Annotated in this window: 22 protein-coding genes; 9 read left to right on the top strand and 13 right to left on the bottom strand. The window is 71.8% G+C overall.

Annotated elements, in window-relative coordinates:
• Positions 1 to 32: 32 nt before the first annotated feature.
• Positions 33 to 1,073, top strand: a complete 1,041-nt coding sequence (hypE, locus tag ABTY59_RS23680; protein WP_403534052.1) for a hydrogenase expression/formation protein HypE — start codon at positions 33 to 35, stop codon at positions 1,071 to 1,073.
• A gap of 3 nt (positions 1,074 to 1,076) precedes the next feature.
• On the opposite strand, the gene ABTY59_RS23675 is transcribed toward hypE, so the two are convergent.
• The 3 genes from ABTY59_RS23675 to ABTY59_RS23665 form a co-directional block, all read right to left on the bottom strand.
• Positions 1,077 to 1,310 (bottom strand): hypothetical protein, encoded by a 234-nt coding sequence (locus tag ABTY59_RS23675; RefSeq protein ID WP_352021001.1) that lies wholly within the window; start codon positions 1,308 to 1,310, stop codon positions 1,077 to 1,079.
• Positions 1,294 to 1,545, bottom strand: coding sequence for a DUF6400 family protein (locus ABTY59_RS23670; protein WP_352021000.1), 252 nt, complete (start codon positions 1,543 to 1,545; stop codon positions 1,294 to 1,296). The genes ABTY59_RS23675 and ABTY59_RS23670 overlap by 17 nt, the downstream gene beginning before the upstream one ends.
• A 252-nt stretch (positions 1,546 to 1,797) precedes the next feature.
• A complete protein-coding gene (locus ABTY59_RS23665) occupies positions 1,798 to 2,463 on the bottom strand; it encodes an SDR family NAD(P)-dependent oxidoreductase (protein ID WP_352020999.1) in 666 nt (221 codons plus the stop codon).
• A 145-nt stretch (positions 2,464 to 2,608) separates the two neighbouring features.
• Between ABTY59_RS23665 and ABTY59_RS23660 the strand changes: the two genes are divergently transcribed.
• Positions 2,609 to 3,076, top strand: coding sequence for a MarR family winged helix-turn-helix transcriptional regulator (locus ABTY59_RS23660; RefSeq protein ID WP_352021154.1), 468 nt, complete (start codon positions 2,609 to 2,611; stop codon positions 3,074 to 3,076).
• Between the two features lie 36 nt (positions 3,077 to 3,112).
• Here ABTY59_RS23660 and ABTY59_RS23655 read toward each other — a convergent pair whose 3' ends face one another.
• Entirely contained in the window at positions 3,113 to 4,624 is a 1,512-nt protein-coding gene (locus ABTY59_RS23655; protein WP_352020998.1) for a cryptochrome/photolyase family protein, read from the bottom strand.
• Between the two features lie 286 nt (positions 4,625 to 4,910).
• Between ABTY59_RS23655 and ABTY59_RS23650 the strand changes: the two genes are divergently transcribed.
• Together ABTY59_RS23650 and ABTY59_RS23645 are read left to right on the top strand one after the other, a co-directional pair.
• Positions 4,911 to 6,986, top strand: a complete 2,076-nt coding sequence (locus ABTY59_RS23650) for an MMPL family transporter (protein ID WP_352020997.1) — start codon at positions 4,911 to 4,913, stop codon at positions 6,984 to 6,986.
• A 244-nt stretch (positions 6,987 to 7,230) separates the two neighbouring features.
• Positions 7,231 to 8,295: an esterase-like activity of phytase family protein gene (locus tag ABTY59_RS23645; protein WP_352020996.1), complete on the top strand. Its 1,065-nt coding sequence runs from the start codon at positions 7,231 to 7,233 to the stop codon at positions 8,293 to 8,295.
• A 100-nt stretch (positions 8,296 to 8,395) separates the two neighbouring features.
• Here the strand turns inward: ABTY59_RS23645 and ABTY59_RS23640 are convergent, their stop codons facing one another.
• Together ABTY59_RS23640 and ABTY59_RS23635 are read right to left on the bottom strand one after the other, a co-directional pair.
• Positions 8,396 to 9,112 carry a cation efflux transmembrane domain-containing protein gene (locus tag ABTY59_RS23640; RefSeq protein WP_352020995.1) on the bottom strand — a complete coding sequence of 239 codons (717 nt, stop codon included), beginning with the start codon at positions 9,110 to 9,112 and terminating at the stop codon, positions 8,396 to 8,398.
• Positions 9,112 to 9,447, bottom strand: coding sequence for an ArsR/SmtB family transcription factor (locus ABTY59_RS23635; RefSeq protein ID WP_352020994.1), 336 nt, complete (start codon positions 9,445 to 9,447; stop codon positions 9,112 to 9,114). The genes ABTY59_RS23640 and ABTY59_RS23635 overlap by 1 nt, the downstream gene beginning before the upstream one ends.
• A gap of 295 nt (positions 9,448 to 9,742) precedes the next feature.
• Here ABTY59_RS23635 and ABTY59_RS23630 point away from each other — a divergent pair, with 295 nt between their 5' ends.
• Complete coding sequence (locus tag ABTY59_RS23630; protein WP_352020993.1) at positions 9,743 to 10,156, top strand: cytidine deaminase family protein; 414 nt, start codon at positions 9,743 to 9,745, stop codon at positions 10,154 to 10,156.
• A gap of 55 nt (positions 10,157 to 10,211) precedes the next feature.
• Here the strand turns inward: ABTY59_RS23630 and ABTY59_RS23625 are convergent, their stop codons facing one another.
• The 3 genes from ABTY59_RS23625 to ABTY59_RS23615 all read right to left on the bottom strand — a co-directional run bounded on the left by ABTY59_RS23625 (position 10,212) and on the right by ABTY59_RS23615 (position 11,112).
• Positions 10,212 to 10,379 carry a hypothetical protein gene (locus ABTY59_RS23625; RefSeq protein WP_352020992.1) on the bottom strand — a complete coding sequence of 56 codons (168 nt, stop codon included), beginning with the start codon at positions 10,377 to 10,379 and terminating at the stop codon, positions 10,212 to 10,214.
• Positions 10,380 to 10,398: 19 nt separating this feature from the next.
• Positions 10,399 to 10,755 (bottom strand): PRC-barrel domain-containing protein, encoded by a 357-nt coding sequence (locus ABTY59_RS23620; protein WP_352020991.1) that lies wholly within the window; start codon positions 10,753 to 10,755, stop codon positions 10,399 to 10,401.
• A gap of 135 nt (positions 10,756 to 10,890) precedes the next feature.
• Complete coding sequence (locus tag ABTY59_RS23615) at positions 10,891 to 11,112, bottom strand: hypothetical protein (RefSeq protein ID WP_352020990.1); 222 nt, start codon at positions 11,110 to 11,112, stop codon at positions 10,891 to 10,893.
• Between the two features lie 197 nt (positions 11,113 to 11,309).
• Between ABTY59_RS23615 and ABTY59_RS23610 the strand changes: the two genes are divergently transcribed.
• Positions 11,310 to 11,693, top strand: coding sequence for a hypothetical protein (locus ABTY59_RS23610; RefSeq protein ID WP_352020989.1), 384 nt, complete (start codon positions 11,310 to 11,312; stop codon positions 11,691 to 11,693).
• Positions 11,694 to 12,195: 502 nt separating this feature from the next.
• A complete protein-coding gene (locus ABTY59_RS23605) occupies positions 12,196 to 12,405 on the top strand; it encodes a hypothetical protein (RefSeq protein WP_352020988.1) in 210 nt (69 codons plus the stop codon).
• Positions 12,406 to 12,522: 117 nt separating this feature from the next.
• Here the strand turns inward: ABTY59_RS23605 and ABTY59_RS23600 are convergent, their stop codons facing one another.
• The 4 genes from ABTY59_RS23600 to ABTY59_RS23585 form a co-directional block, all read right to left on the bottom strand.
• Positions 12,523 to 14,484 carry an acyl-CoA dehydrogenase family protein gene (locus ABTY59_RS23600; protein ID WP_352020987.1) on the bottom strand — a complete coding sequence of 654 codons (1,962 nt, stop codon included), beginning with the start codon at positions 14,482 to 14,484 and terminating at the stop codon, positions 12,523 to 12,525.
• 106 nt (positions 14,485 to 14,590) lie between these two features.
• Positions 14,591 to 14,971, bottom strand: a complete 381-nt coding sequence (locus ABTY59_RS23595) for a DoxX family protein (RefSeq protein ID WP_352020986.1) — start codon at positions 14,969 to 14,971, stop codon at positions 14,591 to 14,593.
• Positions 14,972 to 15,775: 804 nt separating this feature from the next.
• On the bottom strand, positions 15,776 to 16,264 hold the full coding sequence (locus ABTY59_RS23590) for a flavin reductase family protein (RefSeq protein ID WP_352020985.1): 489 nt from the start codon (positions 16,262 to 16,264) through the stop codon (positions 15,776 to 15,778).
• Between the two features lie 30 nt (positions 16,265 to 16,294).
• Positions 16,295 to 16,693 (bottom strand): nuclear transport factor 2 family protein, encoded by a 399-nt coding sequence (locus ABTY59_RS23585; RefSeq protein WP_352020984.1) that lies wholly within the window; start codon positions 16,691 to 16,693, stop codon positions 16,295 to 16,297.
• A gap of 170 nt (positions 16,694 to 16,863) precedes the next feature.
• On the opposite strand from ABTY59_RS23585, the gene ABTY59_RS23580 reads away from it, so the two are divergent.
• Together ABTY59_RS23580 and ABTY59_RS23575 are read left to right on the top strand one after the other, a co-directional pair.
• A complete protein-coding gene (locus ABTY59_RS23580) occupies positions 16,864 to 17,124 on the top strand; it encodes a hypothetical protein (protein WP_352020983.1) in 261 nt (86 codons plus the stop codon).
• A 119-nt stretch (positions 17,125 to 17,243) separates the two neighbouring features.
• On the top strand, positions 17,244 to 17,465 hold the full coding sequence (locus ABTY59_RS23575; RefSeq protein WP_352020982.1) for a hypothetical protein: 222 nt from the start codon (positions 17,244 to 17,246) through the stop codon (positions 17,463 to 17,465).
• Positions 17,466 to 17,651 lie beyond the last annotated feature (186 nt).

The raw sequence follows: 17,651 nt of genomic DNA, 5'->3' as shown, positions 1-17,651 counted from the left end.
CGCGCGACACCCCCGGGGCGGAAGCACCCGACATGCTGGCCTGGACGTGCCCCGCCCCGCTGCGCGACCGGCCGCGCGTGGTGATGGGCCACGGCGGAGGCGGCACGCTCTCCGCCGAACTGGTCGAGCAGATCTTCGCGCCCGCCTTCGGCAGTACCGCGCTCTCGGTCACGACCGACTCCGCGACCGTCGAACTCGGCGGCGCGAGGCTGGCGTTCTCCACCGACTCGTTCGTGGTGCGCCCCCTGTTCTTCCCCGGAGGGAGCATCGGCGACCTGGCCGTCAACGGCACCGTGAACGACCTCGCCATGAGCGGTGCCCGCGCCGCCTACCTCTCCTGCGGCTTCATCCTGGAGGAGGGAGTGGAGACCGACGTCGTGACGCGCGTGGCGAACGCGCTCGGCGCCGCGGCCCGCGCGGCGGGCGTCCGCGTGGTCACCGGCGACACCAAGGTGGTGGAGGCCGGCCACGGCGACGGCGTCTACATCAACACCTCCGGCATCGGCCTGATCCCGCCCGGCGTCGACCTGCGGCCCCAGCGCGTCGTACCCGGGGACGTGGTGATCGTCAGCGGACCCGTCGGGGTCCACGGCGTGGCGATCATGAGCGTGCGCGAGGGCCTGGAGTTCGGGGTCGAGATCGAGAGCGACTGCGCGCCGCTCGGCGGCCTGGTGGAGGCGATGCTCGCGGTCACCCCCGACCTGCACGCGCTGCGGGACCCCACGCGAGGGGGCCTCGCGGCCTCGCTCAACGAGATCGCCGCCGCGTCGGGCACCGGCATCGTCGTCCAGGAACGGGCCGTGCCCGTCCCCGCACCGGTGGCCAACGCCTGCGCCGTGCTCGGTCTCGACCCGATGTACGTGGCGAACGAGGGGAAGCTGGTCGCCTTCGTCCCCCGCGCCCAGGCCGACGGCGTGCTCGCCGCGATGCGCGCGCATCCGCTGGGCGCCGAGGCGGCCGTGATCGGCGAGGTCGTCGGGGAGCACCCGGGGATGGTCGTCGCCCGTACGGGTCTGGGCGGTACGCGCGTGGTGGACATGCCGCTCGGGGAGCAGCTGCCGCGCATCTGCTGAGCGTCAGGCCCGCCTGTCGCGGCGACGGTCGCGGGCGGTGTCCAGGGTCCATGTGTGGGTGCAGTTCGGGCACTGCAGATGGACCTTGGGCCCCTTGTTGGCGATCAGGTAGCGCCAGTGCTCCGCGCAGTTGCGGCGCTCGGTGCAGGGCCCGCAGCCGCGGGCGTCGTCACAGCCCGGGCAGGCGACCCAGGCGCGGCGGGCCCGGTCGGCGTGGGGGTCAATGGGCAGCCGCACGGCCGGGCTCCTCTCCCGGCAGCACACCCGCCGCCACCAGCATGGAGTGGATCCGCTGCTGTTCCTCGTCCAGACCCGAGTAGAGCAGCTCGTGCGCGGCCTGCTCCTCGCGCAGGACGGCGACGGGGTCCCAGTCGGGCCCCAGCGCCGCCACGACCTCGGCCCGGCGGCGGGCCTCCTCGAAGGTGAGGTCGATGCTGAAGGTGACGTGGTCGGGATCGGGGGCCTGGTTCATGGGAGTGCTTTCGCCGGTGCTCGGGAGGGACAGCCTGATGCGTTCGACGGGAGTCGAACGGGATCCGCCACGTCTACCAGAACGGGTCCGGGGCGCGAAAGGGTGGAAATCACCTTCGCCCTGTGGGGGTGGTCGCCCGTGCTGGCGCCGACACCGACATGAGGCGGCGCACGGGGCGGACGGCGGACCACCGCGCCCCGCGCCGCTGTGGCGCATCTCACCGCTCGCGCGGTCGGGGATCCGCCGGCGCGCTCACGTCGGGGCGGCGCCCGACATGACAGGGGTGACCAGGAGCCGGTCGACCTCCGTGGCGGCGTCCCCACCGGGAGGCAGGCTCGGGGCGCTCCCGACGACCGCCCGGTCGGCGAAGCCCGTGTCGAGGTGGGGGAGCCGTACGTCCAGGACCGAGGTCCCGCGGCCGCGCTGCTCCCGCCGCACCACGCCGAGCCAGGCCGCGAGGGCGGTCTTCGCCGCCGCGTAGTCGGCCGTGCCGCGCATCGGCCTGTCCACGATCGCGCCGGTGACCACCGCGACGGAACCCGCGGCTCCCAGGACCGGCAGGGCTCCCCGTACCACCGCCATGGGGGCGAGGGCGTTGACGGTCATGAGGTGTTCGGCCGCCGCGTTCGTGACCTCCTCCGCGGAGCCGAAGCCCGCCACGCCCACGGTCACGACGACGGCGTCCAGCCCTCCCAGGGCCCGGGCCGCCCACGGCGCCAGCGCGGCGCAGCGTTCGAGGTCGTACGCCTCGAAGGGGAGCGCCGGGCAGCCGTCCAGCCCACGGGACCGCTCTTCCAGCCGTACGCGGTCGCGCCCCGCCAGCGCCACCGCGGCCCCCCGGTCGGCCAGCAGCCGTGCCGCCAGACCTCCGACGGCTCCGGTCGCCCCCACGACGAGCACTCGTCTGCCGTCCGCCATGTCTGCCTCCAGGAGCGGGAGCCTCTCCTGCCCGATTCCGGTCCCACCGCCCGCCCGGATGCGTTCCGCTCTGGATCCGCCGTGCGGCGGCACGGCCCGGTGGGCGTCCGCATAGGCTTGCCGGGTGGGTGACGCGCAGACGGAGATGATCGTGACGGACGACGGGGGCATGGCCGACCTGCAGAGGTTCGCGGTGGCCCTGCGACGGACGATCGGCGAGACGAACCGTTTGGTCCACGACTTCGCGGCCACAGAGGGCCTGCATCCCACCGACGTCCACGCCCTGGCGCTGGTGCTCGACCACCCCGACACGGCCACCCCCGGTCTCCTGAGGGAGCACCTGGGGCTCAGCTCCGGAGCGGTCACCGCCTGCCTCGACCGCCTGGAGAAGGCCGGACACATCCAGCGCAGCCGGGCCGCCGACGACCGCAGGGTGGTCCGCATCCGCTACGCCCCGGGAGCGAGAGCCCTGGCGCGGACCCACTTCATGCCGCTCGCGGAGGCCGCGGGCCGGGCGCGCGACCGGTTCAGCAAGGACGAACTCGCCGTCGTCCTGCGGTACCTGGACGCCCTGAACGAGGAACTCGGCGCGTCGCGGGCTGCTCGGCACTGAGCGGGGGGCTCGGCCGGCCGGCCGGTCCACCGCCCGTCACGGCGGTCGGTCACCCCGCAGGCGCTCGCGCTCCCGTTCCTGCTCCAGGAGGGCGGGCAGGTCCTTCAGCCGGTCGAGGCCCCGCACCGCGCGGGCCATGCGGGCGTTGCGGCCGAGGGTGTCGCGATGCCGGTCGAGGAACGTCCAGTACCCGGCGGTGAACGGGCAGGCGTCCTCGCCGACGCGCCGGTCCGGCCGGTAGGGGCAGGGCCCGCACAGGTCGCTCATGCGGTCGATGTAGGCGCCGCCGGAGGTGTACGGCTTGGTCGTCATCCGGCCGCCGTCGGCGTACTGCGACATCCCGACCACATTGGGCAGCATCACCCAGTCGTACCCGTCGACGAAGCAGCGGTGGAACCAGTCCGTCACGGCGGCCGGGTCCCAGCCGCGCTGGAGGGCGTAACTGCCCAGGACCATCAGGCGCGGGATGTGGTGCGTCCACCCCGTGTCCCTGACCTGACGCAGGGCCGTGGCCACGCACCGGGCCGACACGGCGTCGGCGTCGAGGTCGTCCCACCACCCGGGCAGGCGACCGTGGTGGCCGAGCGCGTTCGAGGACCGGTAGTCCTCGCCGAAGTACCAGTAGAGGTGCCAGACGTACTCGCGCCAGCCGGCGATCTGGCGGACGAACCCCTCCACCGAGTTGAGCGGCGCCTCGCCCGCCCGCCACGCGGCCTCCGCTCCCTCCACGCACTCGGCGGGGTCGAGCAGCCCGAGGTTCAGGGACGAGGACAGCAGGCTGTGGCTCATGGTGCCGTCGTCGGCGAGCACGGCGTCCTCGTGCGCGCCGAACCCCGCGAGGCGGTGGCTCAGGAAGCGTCGCAGCGCGGCCAGGGCCTCCCGGCGGTCCGCCGGGAACGACCGGGGACCGTCGCGGCCGACGAAGGAGACGTCGCCGTCCCGCTCCCACCGGTCCAGGTCGCGCCGGACCTCCTCGTCGACGGCGTCCTGGCGGGGGCGGTACGGCGCGGGAGCGCCGAGCGTGCCGGCCCCGGGCGGCGGCGGGCGGCGGTTCTCCCGGTCGAGGTTCCAGGTGCCGCCGACCGGTTCCCCGCCCTCCATGAGGAGGGCGTGGTCACGGCGCACCTGCCGGTAGAAGCCCTCCATGCGGAGCGTGCGCTGCCCGTCCGCCCACGCGGCGAAGTCCTCCGGCGGGACCAGGAAGCCCCGGGGCGGCAGCACCGTGACGCCGTCGAGCGACCGTACGAGACGCAGGGCGGCCCGGGAGGTCGGGTGGCGCACCGTCACCGGCCCCCGTCCCACGGCCCGACGGAGCCCCTCCCGGTACGTGTCCGCCCGCACGTACGTGACCCGGTCGCCGAGCTCGGCGGCCCGGTGGCGCATCGCGGAGAGGACCAGATGGGCCTTCGCCCGGTGGAACCGGCGGCGCCGGAAGACGGACCGCGCCTCGATCATCACGACGGGCGCGTCACGGGCGGGTCCGTCGCCGCCCGCCGCGAGGAAGGCGGGCCCGAGCTGATCGCCGAAGAGCCATTGGGGGTCCGTCATGACGTGTCCGTCCGTGCCGGTGGGGTGCGGATGCGCTCTGCTGGCACTTCGCCCCGCGGGCTTGCGACGGATGCGGCGGGCTGCCGGGAAGGGGACGCCCGCTGCATCCACTCCGTACGGGACTGCGGAAGTCCGTAGCGGACCGTGGAGGGAGGGGTGCCGGGTCCCTCGGAGCAGTCCCGCATCCCTTCCGGAGGGGGCGGCTTCACCGTCGGCGTGGACTACGTGGCACTATATCTCGATCATCGAGATAGTCGACCATCAAGAGATTGTCGGGGAGTCTTCCATGTCCACACCCGCGCGCTGGGCGAGCAGACTGCTGCCCCTGCTGGTGCTCGTCGTCTGGCTCGCCATCGGCGGAGGGCTCGGTCCCTACGCGGGCAAGCTCGGCGAGGTGGCCACCAACGACCAGGCCGCCTTCCTGCCCCGCGGTGCCGAGTCGACCCAGGTCCTGCGGGCCCAGGAGGCGTTCCGCCAGGAGGAGACCCTCCCCGTCCTGGTCATCTGGACCGCCGAGGGAGGCGGACCCGTCGCCCCGTCCGCCCAGGCCGACGCCACCCGGGCCCTGGCCTCCCTCAAGGGGACCGAGGGGGTGGTCGGCGCACCCTCCCCGGCCTTCCCCTCCGAGGACGGCGAGGCGCTGCGCGGCGTCGTGCAGCTGCGGCCCGACCTCGGCGACGACCTGGCCACCGTCCTGGAGGACGTCGACACGGCGGCGTCCGCCGTACCCGGCACCGAGGTGTGGCTGGGCGGCCCCGCGGCCACCCGGGCGGACCTCGGCGACGCGTTCGCGGGCATCGACGGCCTCCTGCTGGTCGTCGCGCTGGTGACCGTCCTCGTCATCCTGCTCCTGGTCTACCGGAGCGTCCTGCTCCCGCTGCTGATCATCATCGGCGCGGTGTTCGCCCTCGGGCTGGCCTGCGCCATCGTCTACGTCCTGGCGGACCACGGCATCGTCCGGGTCGACGGCCAGGTCCAGGGCATCCTGTCCATCCTCGTCATCGGCGCCGCCACCGACTACGCCCTGCTCCTCGCCGCCCGCTACCGAGAGGAACTGGGCGCGCGCGACGGCGATCGGGTACCGGCCGCGCGCGCCGCCCTCAAGCAGTCCTTCGGCCCGATCGTGGCCAGTGCCGCCACGGTGGCGCTCGGCCTGCTGGCCCTGCTCTTCAGCGATCTCACCAACAACCGCGCCCTCGGCCCCGTCGGCGCCATCGGCATCGCCTGTGCCGTCCTGAGCGCGGTGACGTTCCTCCCCGCCGCCCTCGTCCTGCTCGGCCGCGCCGCCTACTGGCCGGCCCGTCCCCGGGTCACCGCGGAGGGCGAGGCCCCCCATCCCGCCTGGCGCACGATCGCAGGGCTCGTCGACCGCGCACCCCGCAAGGTCTGGGCCGCCTCACTCGCGGCACTCCTCGCCTGCGCCGCGTTCTCCTTCACGCTCGACTCCAAGGGCGTGCCCCTCGACGAGATCTTCGTCAACGACGCTCCTTCCGTCACCGCGCAGCAGCGCCTGAGCGACCACTTCCCCGGCGGCGCCGGCAACCCCGTCGTCGTCATCGCCGACGCGGGGGCCGCCAACCGGGTGCGCTCGGCCGCCGAGGGGGTCGGCGGGGTCGACTCCGCGACCGTCTTCGCCATCCCCGGCACCGCGCGGCCGCTCGTCGCCGACGGCCGCGTCCGGGTCGACGTCACCCTCGCGGCCGCCGCGGACTCCGACGCGGCCAAGGAGACCGTCGCCGCGCTGCGTACCGCCCTGCACGCGGTCCCCGGGGCCGACGCCCTCGTCGGCGGCACGACGGCGCAGCAGTACGACACCCAGGTGACGGCCGAGCACGACAGAAAGCTCATCGTCCCCGTCGTGCTGGCGATCATCCTGGTCATCCTCGTCGGACTGCTGCGCTCGCTGCTGCTGCCCGTGCTGCTGGTGGCGACGGTCGCGCTCAACTTCCTGGCGACGCTGGGCGTCTCGGCCCTCGTCTTCGAAAAGGTCCTCGGGTTCACGGGCACCGACCCGGCCGTGCCGCTCTACGGCTTCGTCTTCCTGGTCGCCCTCGGCGTCGACTACAACATCTTCCTGATGTCCCGGGTGCGCGAGGAGACGCTGCTGCACGGCACCCGCGAGGGCCTGCGCCGAGGTCTCGTGGCCACGGGCGGCGTCATCACCTCGGCCGGCGTCGTCCTGGCCGCGACCTTCGCGGCGCTGGGCGTGATCCCGCTGGCGTTCCTCGTCCAGATCGCCTTCATCGTCGCCTTCGGCGTCCTGCTCGACACACTCGTCGTCAGAACGCTCCTGGTGCCGGCCCTCGTCCGGGACATCGGCCCCACGGTGTGGTGGCCGGGTGCCCTGCGCCACCGCCCCTGACCGGCGTCGCCACCACGGGCGGCGCCCCGGCCGCACACGCCGGAGCGCCGCCCTGTGGCCCTCGACTCGGACGCGGACCGGGCCCCTGCGGGGGACTTCCCCCGCGTGAACGGGAGTTGGCAGGTTCGTAACCGTATGGCCGGCCTCCTTCCCGTCTCTTTCGATTCGTCATATGACTATTCGGCAGTCATCCGCACCCAGCTCCCGAACCGCTCGAACCGCCGAACCAGAAGGAACAGACTTCATGCGCCTTCGCATGCTCCTGCCCGCCACGGTGGCCACCGCCGCGCTCTGCACGCTGCCCGCCCCGGCGGCCGTGGCCGCCCTCGGGAACCACGCCTGCTCGCCCTCCATGTCCGTCGCCGGTTTCTCGGACTCGCTCGACAAGGCCACCCTCGACGGGAAGCTGGTCGGCGGGATCTCCGGCCTCGCGCTCGACCGGGACGGCACGGTCGCCGCGGTGTCCGACAAGTCGGCGCTGTACCGGTTGCAGGTGGCCCCGGGCCGTACCCCCGTGGCGAGGGCGACGGCTCGGCTGCCACTGACCGACGGCACGGGCAAGATCACCGACTCGGAAGGCGTGGTCGTCGACCGGGACGGCACCTATCTCGTCACCGACGAAACGGCACCGGCCATCCGCCGGTACTCCCGGGACGGTCAGGTACGGGCGGTCCTGCCGGTACCGCCCGCGTGCCGCATCGCCCCGCAGGGCCGGGCCACGGTCAACCAGACCTTCGAGTCCCTGACCCTGCTGCCCGGAGGCCACACGCTCGTCGCGGCGCTGGAGGGCCCGCTGGCGGGGGACGGCAAGGACAGGCTGGGCCGTGGCCTCCAGCGGATCCAGACCTGGGAGCGGCGTCGGGACGGTCGCTTCGTCCTGGGCCGACAGTACGCCTACCCCGTGGACGCGGACCACGGCGTCGCCGAGCTCGCGGCGACCCGGGACGGACGGCTGATCGTCCTGGAGCGGGGCTTCACACGGGAGTTCAAGATCACGGCGCGGTTGTACGCGGCCGATCCGCTGGGCGCGAGCGACACGGCGGCCGTGGAATCCCTGACCGAGGGACCGGGGCTGCGGCTTGCCCGCAAGACGCCGATCGGGGACTTCGACACCTGCCCGACGCTGGGAGCTCCGTCGAAACTGCCGCAGAACCACCCCTTGGTCGACAACATCGAGGCCATGGTCGTGACGGGCCAGGACGCCGGAGGCCACGTCCGACTGCTGCTCGCCAGCGACGACAACGAGTTCCCGCAGCAGATCACCCGCCTGTACCGGGTGGACGTACGACTCGCGGGCCGCCGGAGCTAGCGCCGCGGCAAGCAACGTTCGCCCCGTGTGACGCGCCGTCCGGGTTGAACGTGGAGAGGACCCCGGTATCGACCGGGGTCCTCTCGGTGGGTGGGTGAGGTCAGCAGCAGTCGCAGCCGGGGCGGCAGCCGCAGGCGTCCGCCTTGGCGCCGGCCGACGGCGCCGCCGTGGCGGCGGGTGCGCAGCAGCCCTTGCCCTGCCAGGCGTCGCGGCCCTCCTTGACCGCGATGGACGCGATGACGAGGGCGGCGATGGGGTCGGCCCAGGACCAGCCGAGCGTGGCGTTGAGGATCAGGCCGAGAAGGAGGACGGCGGAGAGGTACGTGCACAGCAGCGTCTGCTTGGAGTCGGCGACCGCGCTGGCGGAGCCGAGTTCTCCGCCGGCCTTGCGCTGGGCGGCGGACAGGAACGGCATCACGGCCAGGGAGAGGGTGGCGATGACGATGCCCGGGATCGACTGCTCCGCCTCGCCGGTGCCGGCCAGGGCGCGGACGGCGTCGACGGTTACGTAGGCGGCGAGGGCGAAGAAGGAGACGGCGATGATCCGCAGGGTGCGCTGTTCTCGGGCTTCGCGTACGGCGTGGTCGCGGGCGGAGAACTGCCAGGCGACGGCCGCGGCGGAAGAGACCTCGATGATCGAGTCGAGGCCGAAGCCGATCAGGGCGGTGGAGGAGGCGATCGTGCCGGCGGTGAGGGCGACGGCCGCCTCGATGACGTTGTAGGTGATCGTCGCGGCGACCAGCAGCCGTATTCGGCGGGCGAGTACGTCACGGCGTGCCGGGCTGGGGCCGAGGGACATGGAGATGTCCGTGGTCATCAGCAGCAGCCCTTCTCGTCGGCGTCCACGCAGGTGCGGTCGGTCTCGACGGCGACCACGGCGGTGTGCAGGGCGTCCAGCGCGTGGCCGAGGCGTGCGTCGGCGAGCTCGTAACGGGTGCGGCGGCCGTCAGGCGCGGTGACGACCAGACCGCAGTCCCGCAGGCACGCGAGATGGTTCGACAGCCGCGTACGGGAGACGCCGAGGGCGTCGGCGAGGTCGGCCGGGTAGGCGGGGGCGTCGCGCAGGGCGAGCAGGATGCGGCAGCGGATCGGGTCGGCAAGCGCGCGGCCGAACCGGGCCAGCACCTCGATGTCGGAGGCAACAGTCAGCACCCCATGAGAGTACACGACATCCTGAATTCAGGAACCCATGGATCATTGTCAGGTCGCCCGCGCTCTCGAGCCGGGAGGCGATGTTGTCGACACTCGTGAACGATTCGCCCCGGACCTCTCGACGGGATGCCTCCCGAACCGGTGTCGAAGTGCCGTCCGTTCTCGTGGACCAAGCCACCGCACCTGACCACGAAGCGGTGACGTCATCTGGCGGAACGAGCACACCGCCGTATGCGCTTGCGCACCCTGGTCACACGGGTCACCGTCGCCTGACACCTAACGAAGGCAGAGGAAGATGACCAGGCAGACCCACCCCGTCGACCGCGAACTCATCCAGGCGGCGGCACACGTCGCTCGCACGCGCTGCCGGGGCGACAACCACACCATGGCAGCTGCGGCCCGCGCCCAGGACGGCCGGATCGTCACCGCTGTGAACGCCTACCACTTCACCGGAGGGCCCTGCGCCGAGCTGGTCCTCATCGGCACCGCAGCCGCCCAGGGCGCCTACGACCTCGACACGATCGTCGCCGTGGGCGACCGCGACCGCGGGGTGGTTCCCCCATGCGGCCGGTGTCGTCAGGTCCTCCTCGACTACTTCCCGGCCCTCAAGGTCATCGTCGGCGAAGGGGACCGCATCCGAACCGTCCCCATCACGGACCTGATGCCCGAAAGCTACGTCTGGGCCGACCACCAGTTCGACACTGAGTGAACCGCTCGGTCGAGAGCGGCGGGCCGACCAGTCGGGACGCACGTCCGGGCGGGCGTCATCGCACGGGGCGTCGCCCGCTGCGCCGGAAGCGCGCGGCCCCCAGGGCCAGCGCGGCGGCGAACACTCCCACGCCGATGATCAGGAGATAGAAGAGCCCGTCGGCGACCGCTCCGACGATGCCGAGGACGATCGCCGCGATCACGAGCAGCAGGACCCAGGCCATCAGAGCTTCTCCCCGCTGTTCACCGCCGGGCCAGACGTCGCTCGCCGCCGGCGCCGGGCTGGTGGTCCAGCTTGTAGTGCGCGAAGACCTCCGGTTCCTGCTCCGCCGGCAGCACACCGTCCGTGTCGATGGCCGGTGCGTCCTTGACCAAGGACTTGTCGTAGGGAACCTTGAGGTAGCCGGGCCCGACGATTGCCTCGTCGATGGGGACGAAGACCAGCCGGTGTCGGGTGGGAAGACCGACGGTGACCGTCGCGAACGACGGTTCGTCGGTCGCGGTGTCCACGTAGACCGACTCGAGCGTGCCGATCTTCTTTCCGTCCGCATCCACGACGTCGTGCTCGCGCCATTCCCGAATGTCGGCGATCTGGATCATCCATCAGCCTCCGCTCCGTGTCGTGACTCCATCATGTGGCCGGCCGCGACATTCCGCCCGCAGGCCGTCCGCGCCCTGCCTCGACGACCGGCAGGGGGAGGTGCATCGCCGCAAGGAGATGCGAGCCGGTGGCCGTCACCATTCGGGGTGCACGTCGTGGCTGTCGAACCGGGAGCCACCCGAGGTGACCCAGGGCCGGAACCGGCCGGGGCCGGAGTCGTCGTGCGCGTAGGTCACCGGCTCCCCGGTCTCGTCGGTGACGATGACGGCTCCGGTCTTCTGAGCGCAGCGCAGCGCATGGGTCCAATGCCGGCCGCGATGGCCGGTGCGATAGTCGGGAGACTTGCATGAGGTCATCGCTTCTCACCGCCGTGCGACGTCGTGTGTCTGGCGTACAGGGACGTCGTGTGTCTGCCGTGCGGACGGGACAGGCGCCCGTCTTATCCTGAAAATGCGTGAATACCCCATTCATGCAATTTTGAACATCTGGAATTCGCCGGACGTCGGGCAGGTGGGCCTCTGCCCCCTCGGCCAGTCGTACAGCGGAGGAGAAGATGCCGTCATCCGTCTCGGTCCTCCTGTACAGCAGCAACGCCGGCACCCGCGAGCAGGTCCGTACGGCTGTCGGTCGCAGGCCCGCGCCCGACATCCCACCGGTCTCGTTCGTCGAGTGCGCGACCCTCCCCGCCGTTCTGCTGACCCTGGACGCGAGCCGCATCGACGCCTGCGTGCTGGACGGCGAGTCCACTCCGGCAGGTGGCATGGGCGTGTGCCGGCAGATCAAGAACGAGGTCTTCCGATGCCCACCCGTTCTGGTCCTGATGGGGCGGCCGCAGGACGCCTGGCTGGCCACCTGGAGCCACGCGGACGCCGTGGTCACCGTCCCTCCGGACCCGGTGGAGATCGCCGCCACCCTCGCCGCACTGCTCCGGGCGTGAAGGGCGTGAGGGCCCTGCCGGGAGGAGCGGGGGCCGGCGACCGCAACCCGGCTGGATCCGGCCGGCACGGGGGTGTTGAGAAGCCGAGGAGCCCCGGCCGTGTCCGGCCGGGGCTCCTCGGGGGCCCGCACCCACCACAGATGCGAGCCGGTGTTCACTCTGCCGGACCTCGCGGCAGGGGATGTCCGCGGTCCGGCGAGTGAGCGGGTCCCATCCGCTCCCCGTCCGCATGCCCCCGATACCGGAACCCACACATCCCGATCAGCACCGCACAAGACAGGTGTGAGGTGCGGTGCCGTGGGCAGGCGGAGGGTGACGCCGTCGTCTGCGGTCACCCCCCGGTCCGTGGACGGCGGCGACGGTCGGTGCGTGCGCCACCCGCGGTTCCCCCCTTCCCGCGGGTGGCGCCGCCCCTGCCGGGCAACAGAGCCCACGTGTTGCGGCCGGTACGGCGTGTCGCGCCACTCTGTGTACGCCGGGCAGGGCGGGGCACTCGCCGGGCATGGGAGCACCGATCATCGTTCATCCTCCGTCTCCGACCGGAGGCCGCCGCGTCACCGCGCGCGGGGAGATCCTCGGCCTCGCCTACGAGGACCGGGACCTCATCGAGTTCCTGCGTCGCAGCGGACTGCCGGACGCGGGGAGGGTCCTCGACGATCCTCAGTGGGTGGAGTGGCGTGGCGGCAGGGCGCACGCCTACGAGGCGGCGTGAGTGCCTGGCGCGAGGACGCTCGGAATCCCGGATCGAGGTGTACGTGGGGTGCCGTGCGGTCCTTCGCGCGCCTGGGCCATGCGCCCGCGGTCCGGGGGCCGTGGAGACGTACCGATCTCAGCCCAGTAGGTCCGGCGCCCGCAGCATCGCCGAAGGGATCCCCCAGGCGTCGACCAGGTCGACGGCCAGCGGACGGATCTTGCGACACAGGTCGTTCACCTCGCGGCTGATGGCCTTGGACCGCTGGACGGTCAGCCTGCCGTGCTCCATGAACCAGGCCCGGTCCGCTTCGATCGTGGACAGGGCGAAGAGGTCGCAGAGCAGTCCCAGCGCGACCTTGTTGCCGCTGTCGGGCAGGCTCCGCGAGGCGTCGACGAAGGCCTCCAGCACCAGCCGTTCGACGTGTGCGTGAGCGAGCGCGATCACATGGTCCTGCACCTGCGAGAACACACCACCGGGATCACCCTTGCGGTCGATCCCGCGCTTGAGCCGGCGGGCGAGACCGGCGAGCATGTGCTCCTCGCGATAGCGCAGCATGGCCAGGTGGTACTCCGAGTCGAGCAGCCCGGCCTCCCGGTCCCATTCCTCACCGCCGGGCAGCAGGTCGCGGACCCGTTCCAGGAGTTTGTGGACGGACGCCTTCTCGATGACGGTCTCGACGGCGAGTCCGGTGACGTAGCGGACCATGCCGAGCTGGTCGAGGTCCTCGAACTCGCTCGCGTGGTCGGTGAGCAGGCCCTTCGCCACGAGCTGGAGCAGCACGTGGTTGTCGCCTTCGAAGGTGGTGAAGACATCACTGTCGGCCTTGAGCGCGGCGAAGCGGTTGACCGCGAGATACCCGGCGCCTCCGCATGCCTCGCGGCATTCCTGCACCGTACGGGTGGCATGCCAGGTGGCGAGCGCCTTGGTGCCCGCGGCGCGTGACTCCAGCCGCCGCCGTGCCTGCGGCTCGTCCTCGTCACCGGAGAACACGTCGTGCAGCTGCTGACGGACGACGTCCTGGGCGAAGTGCAGTGCGTAGGTGCGGGCGAGCAGGGGCAGGAGCCGGCGCTGATGCAGTCCGTAGTCCAGGAGGAGTTGCTCCTCGGTGCCCGGCGAGGCTTCGAACTGCCGCCGGCGCACGCTGTACCTGACGGCGAGAGCGAGGGCGACCTTGGCGACGGACACCCCGGCGCCGCCGACACAGACGCGGCCCTGGACGAGTGTGCCCAGCATGGTGAAGAAGCGACGGTTGGGGTTGTCGATCGAGCTGACGTACGCGCCTTCGGGCGTGACGTCGGCGAATCGGTTCAACAGCGCTTCACGCGACACCCGGGCCCCGTCGAAGCGGATCCGGCCGTTGTCGACGCCGTTGAGGCCCATCTTGCGGCCGTCGTCCTCGATCTCGATGCCCGGCAGGACCTTGCCTCCGGCGCGGAGCGGTACGACGAGCGCGTGGACGCCTCGGGACTCTCCGCCCACCTCCAGCTGTGCGAAGACGACGGCCAGCTCGGCGTGGCGGGCCGCGTTCCCGATGTAGTCCTTGCGGGCGGCGTCGCCTTCGGTGGTGACGACGAACTCCTGGGCCTCGGCGTCGTACCGGGCCACCGTCCCGAGTGCCTGGACGTTCGAGCCGTGCCCCGTCTCGGTCATCGCGAAGCAGCCCAGAAGCCGCCCGGCGACCAGGTCCGGCAGATAGGCGTCGTGATGACGCGCGGTCCCCAGATGCAGGATCGCGCCGCCGAACAGCCCGAACTGCACGCCCACCTTGACCAGTACCGAGAGATCACCGAAGGCGAGGGTCTCGAAGGCGGCGACGGAGGCGCCGACGTCGTCGCCTCCGCCGTACGCCGCCGGGAAGCCCATGCCGGTCTGACCCGTCCCCGCCATCTCGACCACGATGTCGCGCACCCGCTCGCGGAACGCGTCCATGTCCAGCCGCTCGGCGTCCTCCAGCACGGAAGAGTGGGTCGCCAGGTTGGTCCGGACAAGGGTGCGGATCCCGGCGTACTCACCGTCGAGAAGGGCCGCCAGGGCCGCGACGTCGATCACCGGCTGTGCGGAGCGGCCTGTCGCCGCGGATGCGTCCTCGTGTTCCATGACCCTCCGTTACCCCGGGCGGTACGGATCAACCGGCGTTGATCATCTGGCGGAGCGGAGCGCCGGCCGACAGGTGCGGGGCGGCGTCGCACGGCTGCCGGTGTCGTCAGCTGTCGGGTCGCCCGCCCCGGCGGACGCGCAGGGCCCAGAGGACGAGGGGGACCTGGAGAGGGAGCCGGGCCAGTGCCACGGCCTGGAGAGGGGCGGGGCGGTGGCGCCAGTCGTACGCCATCTTCACGTTCGCGGGGAACACGGCGGCGAACAGTCCGGCCGCGGCCAGTGCGCCCGCGCGTCGGGTGCGGGGGGCGGCAATCGCCGCGCCGACGGCGATCTCCGCGACGCCGCTCAGGTGAGTCCATGTCCGGGGTGAGCCGGGCAGGCTCTGGGGGACGATGGCGTCGAACTGACGGGGAGCGGCGAAGTGCGCCACCCCAGCACCGATGAGCAGGCCGCTGAGCAGCCGGGCGGACGTCGAAGAAGCGGTCATGTCTCGTCTCTCGTCGATGGCGATGCGTTACGGGCAAGGCAAGTTACTCCAGAGTATGGATCAGGTGCGGTGGGCGGAACCCGTGCGCTCTCTCAGGGAGCGACTGCGGCGGGCGCGACAGTCAGGGGCGGTTCGTCAGGCCCGCGACCACGGGCGAACACGTCAGCGCCGCCCGTCGGTGCTTCGGGGAAGGGAGAGAGATCGCCCAGTACCTGGGCGTAGGTCCGGCGGAGGCGGAGGAGCGGTTCGCCGCGAGCCTGGACGGCTGGAACACGGCCTTCGACGTCCCCTATCGGCTCGACGACACCGGTCGAAGGCGCATACCGCAGCTGCCCACGGCAGCGTACGACCCGGCCTGGGCATGCGACCGGCTCGATACCTGGGCCAGGAACCGGCTCGTACTCGTCAACGACGAGCGCCCTGTGAGCTCGGGTCTCGTCAAAGCTGTGCCGGAGCAGGAGCCCCCGTCGGTGACCCCGTAGCGGCGTCTGCCGGGAAGGCGATCGCTTCATCAAATGCCAAGGCGGCGGGCGTTCTGAGCCGCATCCTCGGCGATCAGCCGGTCGCGGTCGATGCGGTTGGCTTGGGCGCGGGCTGGGTTGGTGACCGGGACATCGAGGGCGATGAGCGTCCTCCCGTTGGAGAGCGGCGCAGGCCTCCGCCCCCGGTGATGAGTGTCCGGGGTGGAGAGCAGGAAGTGCAGACTGGCCGGCGGAGGCGGAAGCGGTAGGACGCTCGGGCGGCGGGTACGAGTGTGGCGAGGAGAACGACACTCGTACCTCGGTCCGCCGGGACAGGTACGCGTCAGGCCGGGTGGCCGGGATCCAGGTCCTGCATGTCGCGGTAACGGAGCAGTGCGGGGCGCGGTCCCTGGAGCGGCGGGCACACCTCCTCGGGGGTCAAGAGGAACCCCACGTGGTCGCCGCCCTCGATACGCCCCTCGATCCTGCCGGTGAACCATGTGGAGACCTGGTCCAGGACCGGGCTGCCCGCTCGGCCAGCGCTCCAGGCGACCCTGGCGAACTTGTCCACCTGGTCGGTCGTCTCCCCGCCGAAGAGCTCCGCAAGCGCGCGGTCCTTCTCGCTGAGCAGGTGCACGGTCAGGTGCTCGGACGCGCGCGCGATGCGGTAGGTGCGGTTGGCGACCGACAGGCAGACGACGAACCTCGGCGGGTCGATGGAGCACTGCGAGGCGAAGCCCACCAGACAGCCGGCCCGCTCGCCGCCGGAGGCGGCCGTCACCACGTACATCGGCCCGTCGAGCCTGTCGGTGAAGGGATCGAAGTCCGTCACAGCGCCTCCTCGGCCCCGTTCTCCGGCTCGTCAGTCGGTCACGGTGTCACCGTGCCGGTGGGCGACCCGCCAGGCGCCGTCCTCCCTGCGGTACACCTGGGTGGCACGCAGCGTGTACGAGTGGGGCCGGCCGTCCACGGAGGCGGAGGTGTGCTCCAGACCGACGGTATAGGCCATGTCGCCGATGACGTCGTAGGCCTGCAGTTCGAACGCGTACGAGGTGCAGTCGGAAAAGGACTCCGCAAGGCTGGTGAAGAGGGCATCGACCTCCTCCAGGCCCACGGCGTTGCGCCACGCTCCGAGGACGCTCACCGGCTCGGTGCGCGACCAGAGCGCACGTCGCGGAGAGGGATCGCCATCGTGCAGGGCGACCTCCGCCTCGTACAACGCGGTCCTGACCCAGACCAGGAAGTCGTCACGATCGGACATGACTCCATCATCGCCCGGCGCTGCGTGTCCGGCTTCCTGCCCCGGCGTGAGGTGCGTGCAGGCTTGGGTACATCCGGCTGTCCATCCTCGGCCGACCGGGCTCCCGCGAGCCGAACGCGGGGGACCCGTCGGGGCAGTTTGTCGCGGCGGTACGGGGCAAGACGGAGCCCATGAGAGGCATCGACTCCGTCATAAGAACCGTGGCCCACGTACTCGCGGGCATCCTGGTCGTCTGGATCCTCATGGACCTGCTCGACGCCAACCGGGGCAACACCGTGGTCGGCTGGTTCCACTCCGCCGCCGGCTGGTCGATCGGGCTCTTCGACGTCGCCGGACGCACCCTCCAGGTGCTCCTCGACTACGGCATCGCCGCAGTCGTCTACGTAGTGATCGCGAATGTCCTTGCCGGCAGGGCGTTCGCCCGGTCGTAGAGAGTGTGGCGAACAGCCCCGGTTCACGCACTCCCCGGCCGAGGTCCGGATCCCGGCCCCGAAAAGCTTGACACAGCTTGCTCGGAGCGGTGCCATGAGGCGTGGGGGAGGGGGCGCCAATGGCCGACGCACCGGATGACGACGAGAGCGGGAGTGCCGAGGAGCACGACGCCCGGCCGGATCACCCGCAGGGCACACACGAACCATCGGCCGCGGACCATATCTGGGTGGCCGTTCTCGTGGTGATCATTGTGGTGCTCGTCCTGGTCGGCATTCTGTCGAACCTGGACATGAACGACAGCGGTTCCTCAACGCAGGACTGGGAGACCGTCTGGCATTGAGTGTGGGCGCCTTGATCCTCGTGGCCCTCTCGGGGGCATCGTCGTTCGTCGGCTGACCGAGACGTCGAGGGCCGCTCGGCCGGTATGGCCCGCGCGGATGGGCTCACGAGGAGACGGCGCCCCGCCACGGCGGGAGGATCGCGCAGGCAGCACCTGTGGTGACGCGGCCGGGGCCGTGGAGTCCTC

It is taken from the genome of Streptomyces sp. NPDC096079 (assembly GCF_040303145.1).
GTDB lineage: Bacteria > Actinomycetota > Actinomycetes > Streptomycetales > Streptomycetaceae > Streptomyces.
Note: the sequence above shows the minus strand (reverse complement) of the source record. Positions and strands in the feature narration are given on the sequence as shown.

Coding starts and splice junctions, on each gene's coding strand:
- ABTY59_RS23610 (WP_352020989.1), top strand. CDS start 11,310: ATGCCGTCATCCGTCTCGGTCCTCCTGTACAGCAGCAACGCCGGCACC.
- ABTY59_RS23580 (WP_352020983.1), top strand. CDS start 16,864: ATGAGAGGCATCGACTCCGTCATAAGAACCGTGGCCCACGTACTCGCG.
- ABTY59_RS23670 (WP_352021000.1), bottom strand. CDS start 1,545: ATGAACCAGGCCCCCGATCCCGACCACGTCACCTTCAGCATCGACCTC.
- ABTY59_RS23615 (WP_352020990.1), bottom strand. CDS start 11,112: ATGACCTCATGCAAGTCTCCCGACTATCGCACCGGCCATCGCGGCCGG.
- ABTY59_RS23625 (WP_352020992.1), bottom strand. CDS start 10,379: ATGGCCTGGGTCCTGCTGCTCGTGATCGCGGCGATCGTCCTCGGCATC.
- ABTY59_RS23660 (WP_352021154.1), top strand. CDS start 2,609: ATGATCGTGACGGACGACGGGGGCATGGCCGACCTGCAGAGGTTCGCG.
- ABTY59_RS23600 (WP_352020987.1), bottom strand. CDS start 14,484: ATGGAACACGAGGACGCATCCGCGGCGACAGGCCGCTCCGCACAGCCG.
- ABTY59_RS23640 (WP_352020995.1), bottom strand. CDS start 9,112: ATGACCACGGACATCTCCATGTCCCTCGGCCCCAGCCCGGCACGCCGT.
- ABTY59_RS23645 (WP_352020996.1), top strand. CDS start 7,231: ATGCGCCTTCGCATGCTCCTGCCCGCCACGGTGGCCACCGCCGCGCTC.
- ABTY59_RS23630 (WP_352020993.1), top strand. CDS start 9,743: ATGACCAGGCAGACCCACCCCGTCGACCGCGAACTCATCCAGGCGGCG.
- ABTY59_RS23620 (WP_352020991.1), bottom strand. CDS start 10,755: ATGATCCAGATCGCCGACATTCGGGAATGGCGCGAGCACGACGTCGTG.
- ABTY59_RS23585 (WP_352020984.1), bottom strand. CDS start 16,693: ATGTCCGATCGTGACGACTTCCTGGTCTGGGTCAGGACCGCGTTGTAC.
- ABTY59_RS23650 (WP_352020997.1), top strand. CDS start 4,911: ATGTCCACACCCGCGCGCTGGGCGAGCAGACTGCTGCCCCTGCTGGTG.
- ABTY59_RS23665 (WP_352020999.1), bottom strand. CDS start 2,463: ATGGCGGACGGCAGACGAGTGCTCGTCGTGGGGGCGACCGGAGCCGTC.
- ABTY59_RS23605 (WP_352020988.1), top strand. CDS start 12,196: ATGGGAGCACCGATCATCGTTCATCCTCCGTCTCCGACCGGAGGCCGC.
- ABTY59_RS23655 (WP_352020998.1), bottom strand. CDS start 4,624: ATGACGGACCCCCAATGGCTCTTCGGCGATCAGCTCGGGCCCGCCTTC.
- ABTY59_RS23595 (WP_352020986.1), bottom strand. CDS start 14,971: ATGACCGCTTCTTCGACGTCCGCCCGGCTGCTCAGCGGCCTGCTCATC.
- ABTY59_RS23575 (WP_352020982.1), top strand. CDS start 17,244: ATGGCCGACGCACCGGATGACGACGAGAGCGGGAGTGCCGAGGAGCAC.
- hypE (WP_403534052.1), top strand. CDS start 33: ATGCTGGCCTGGACGTGCCCCGCCCCGCTGCGCGACCGGCCGCGCGTG.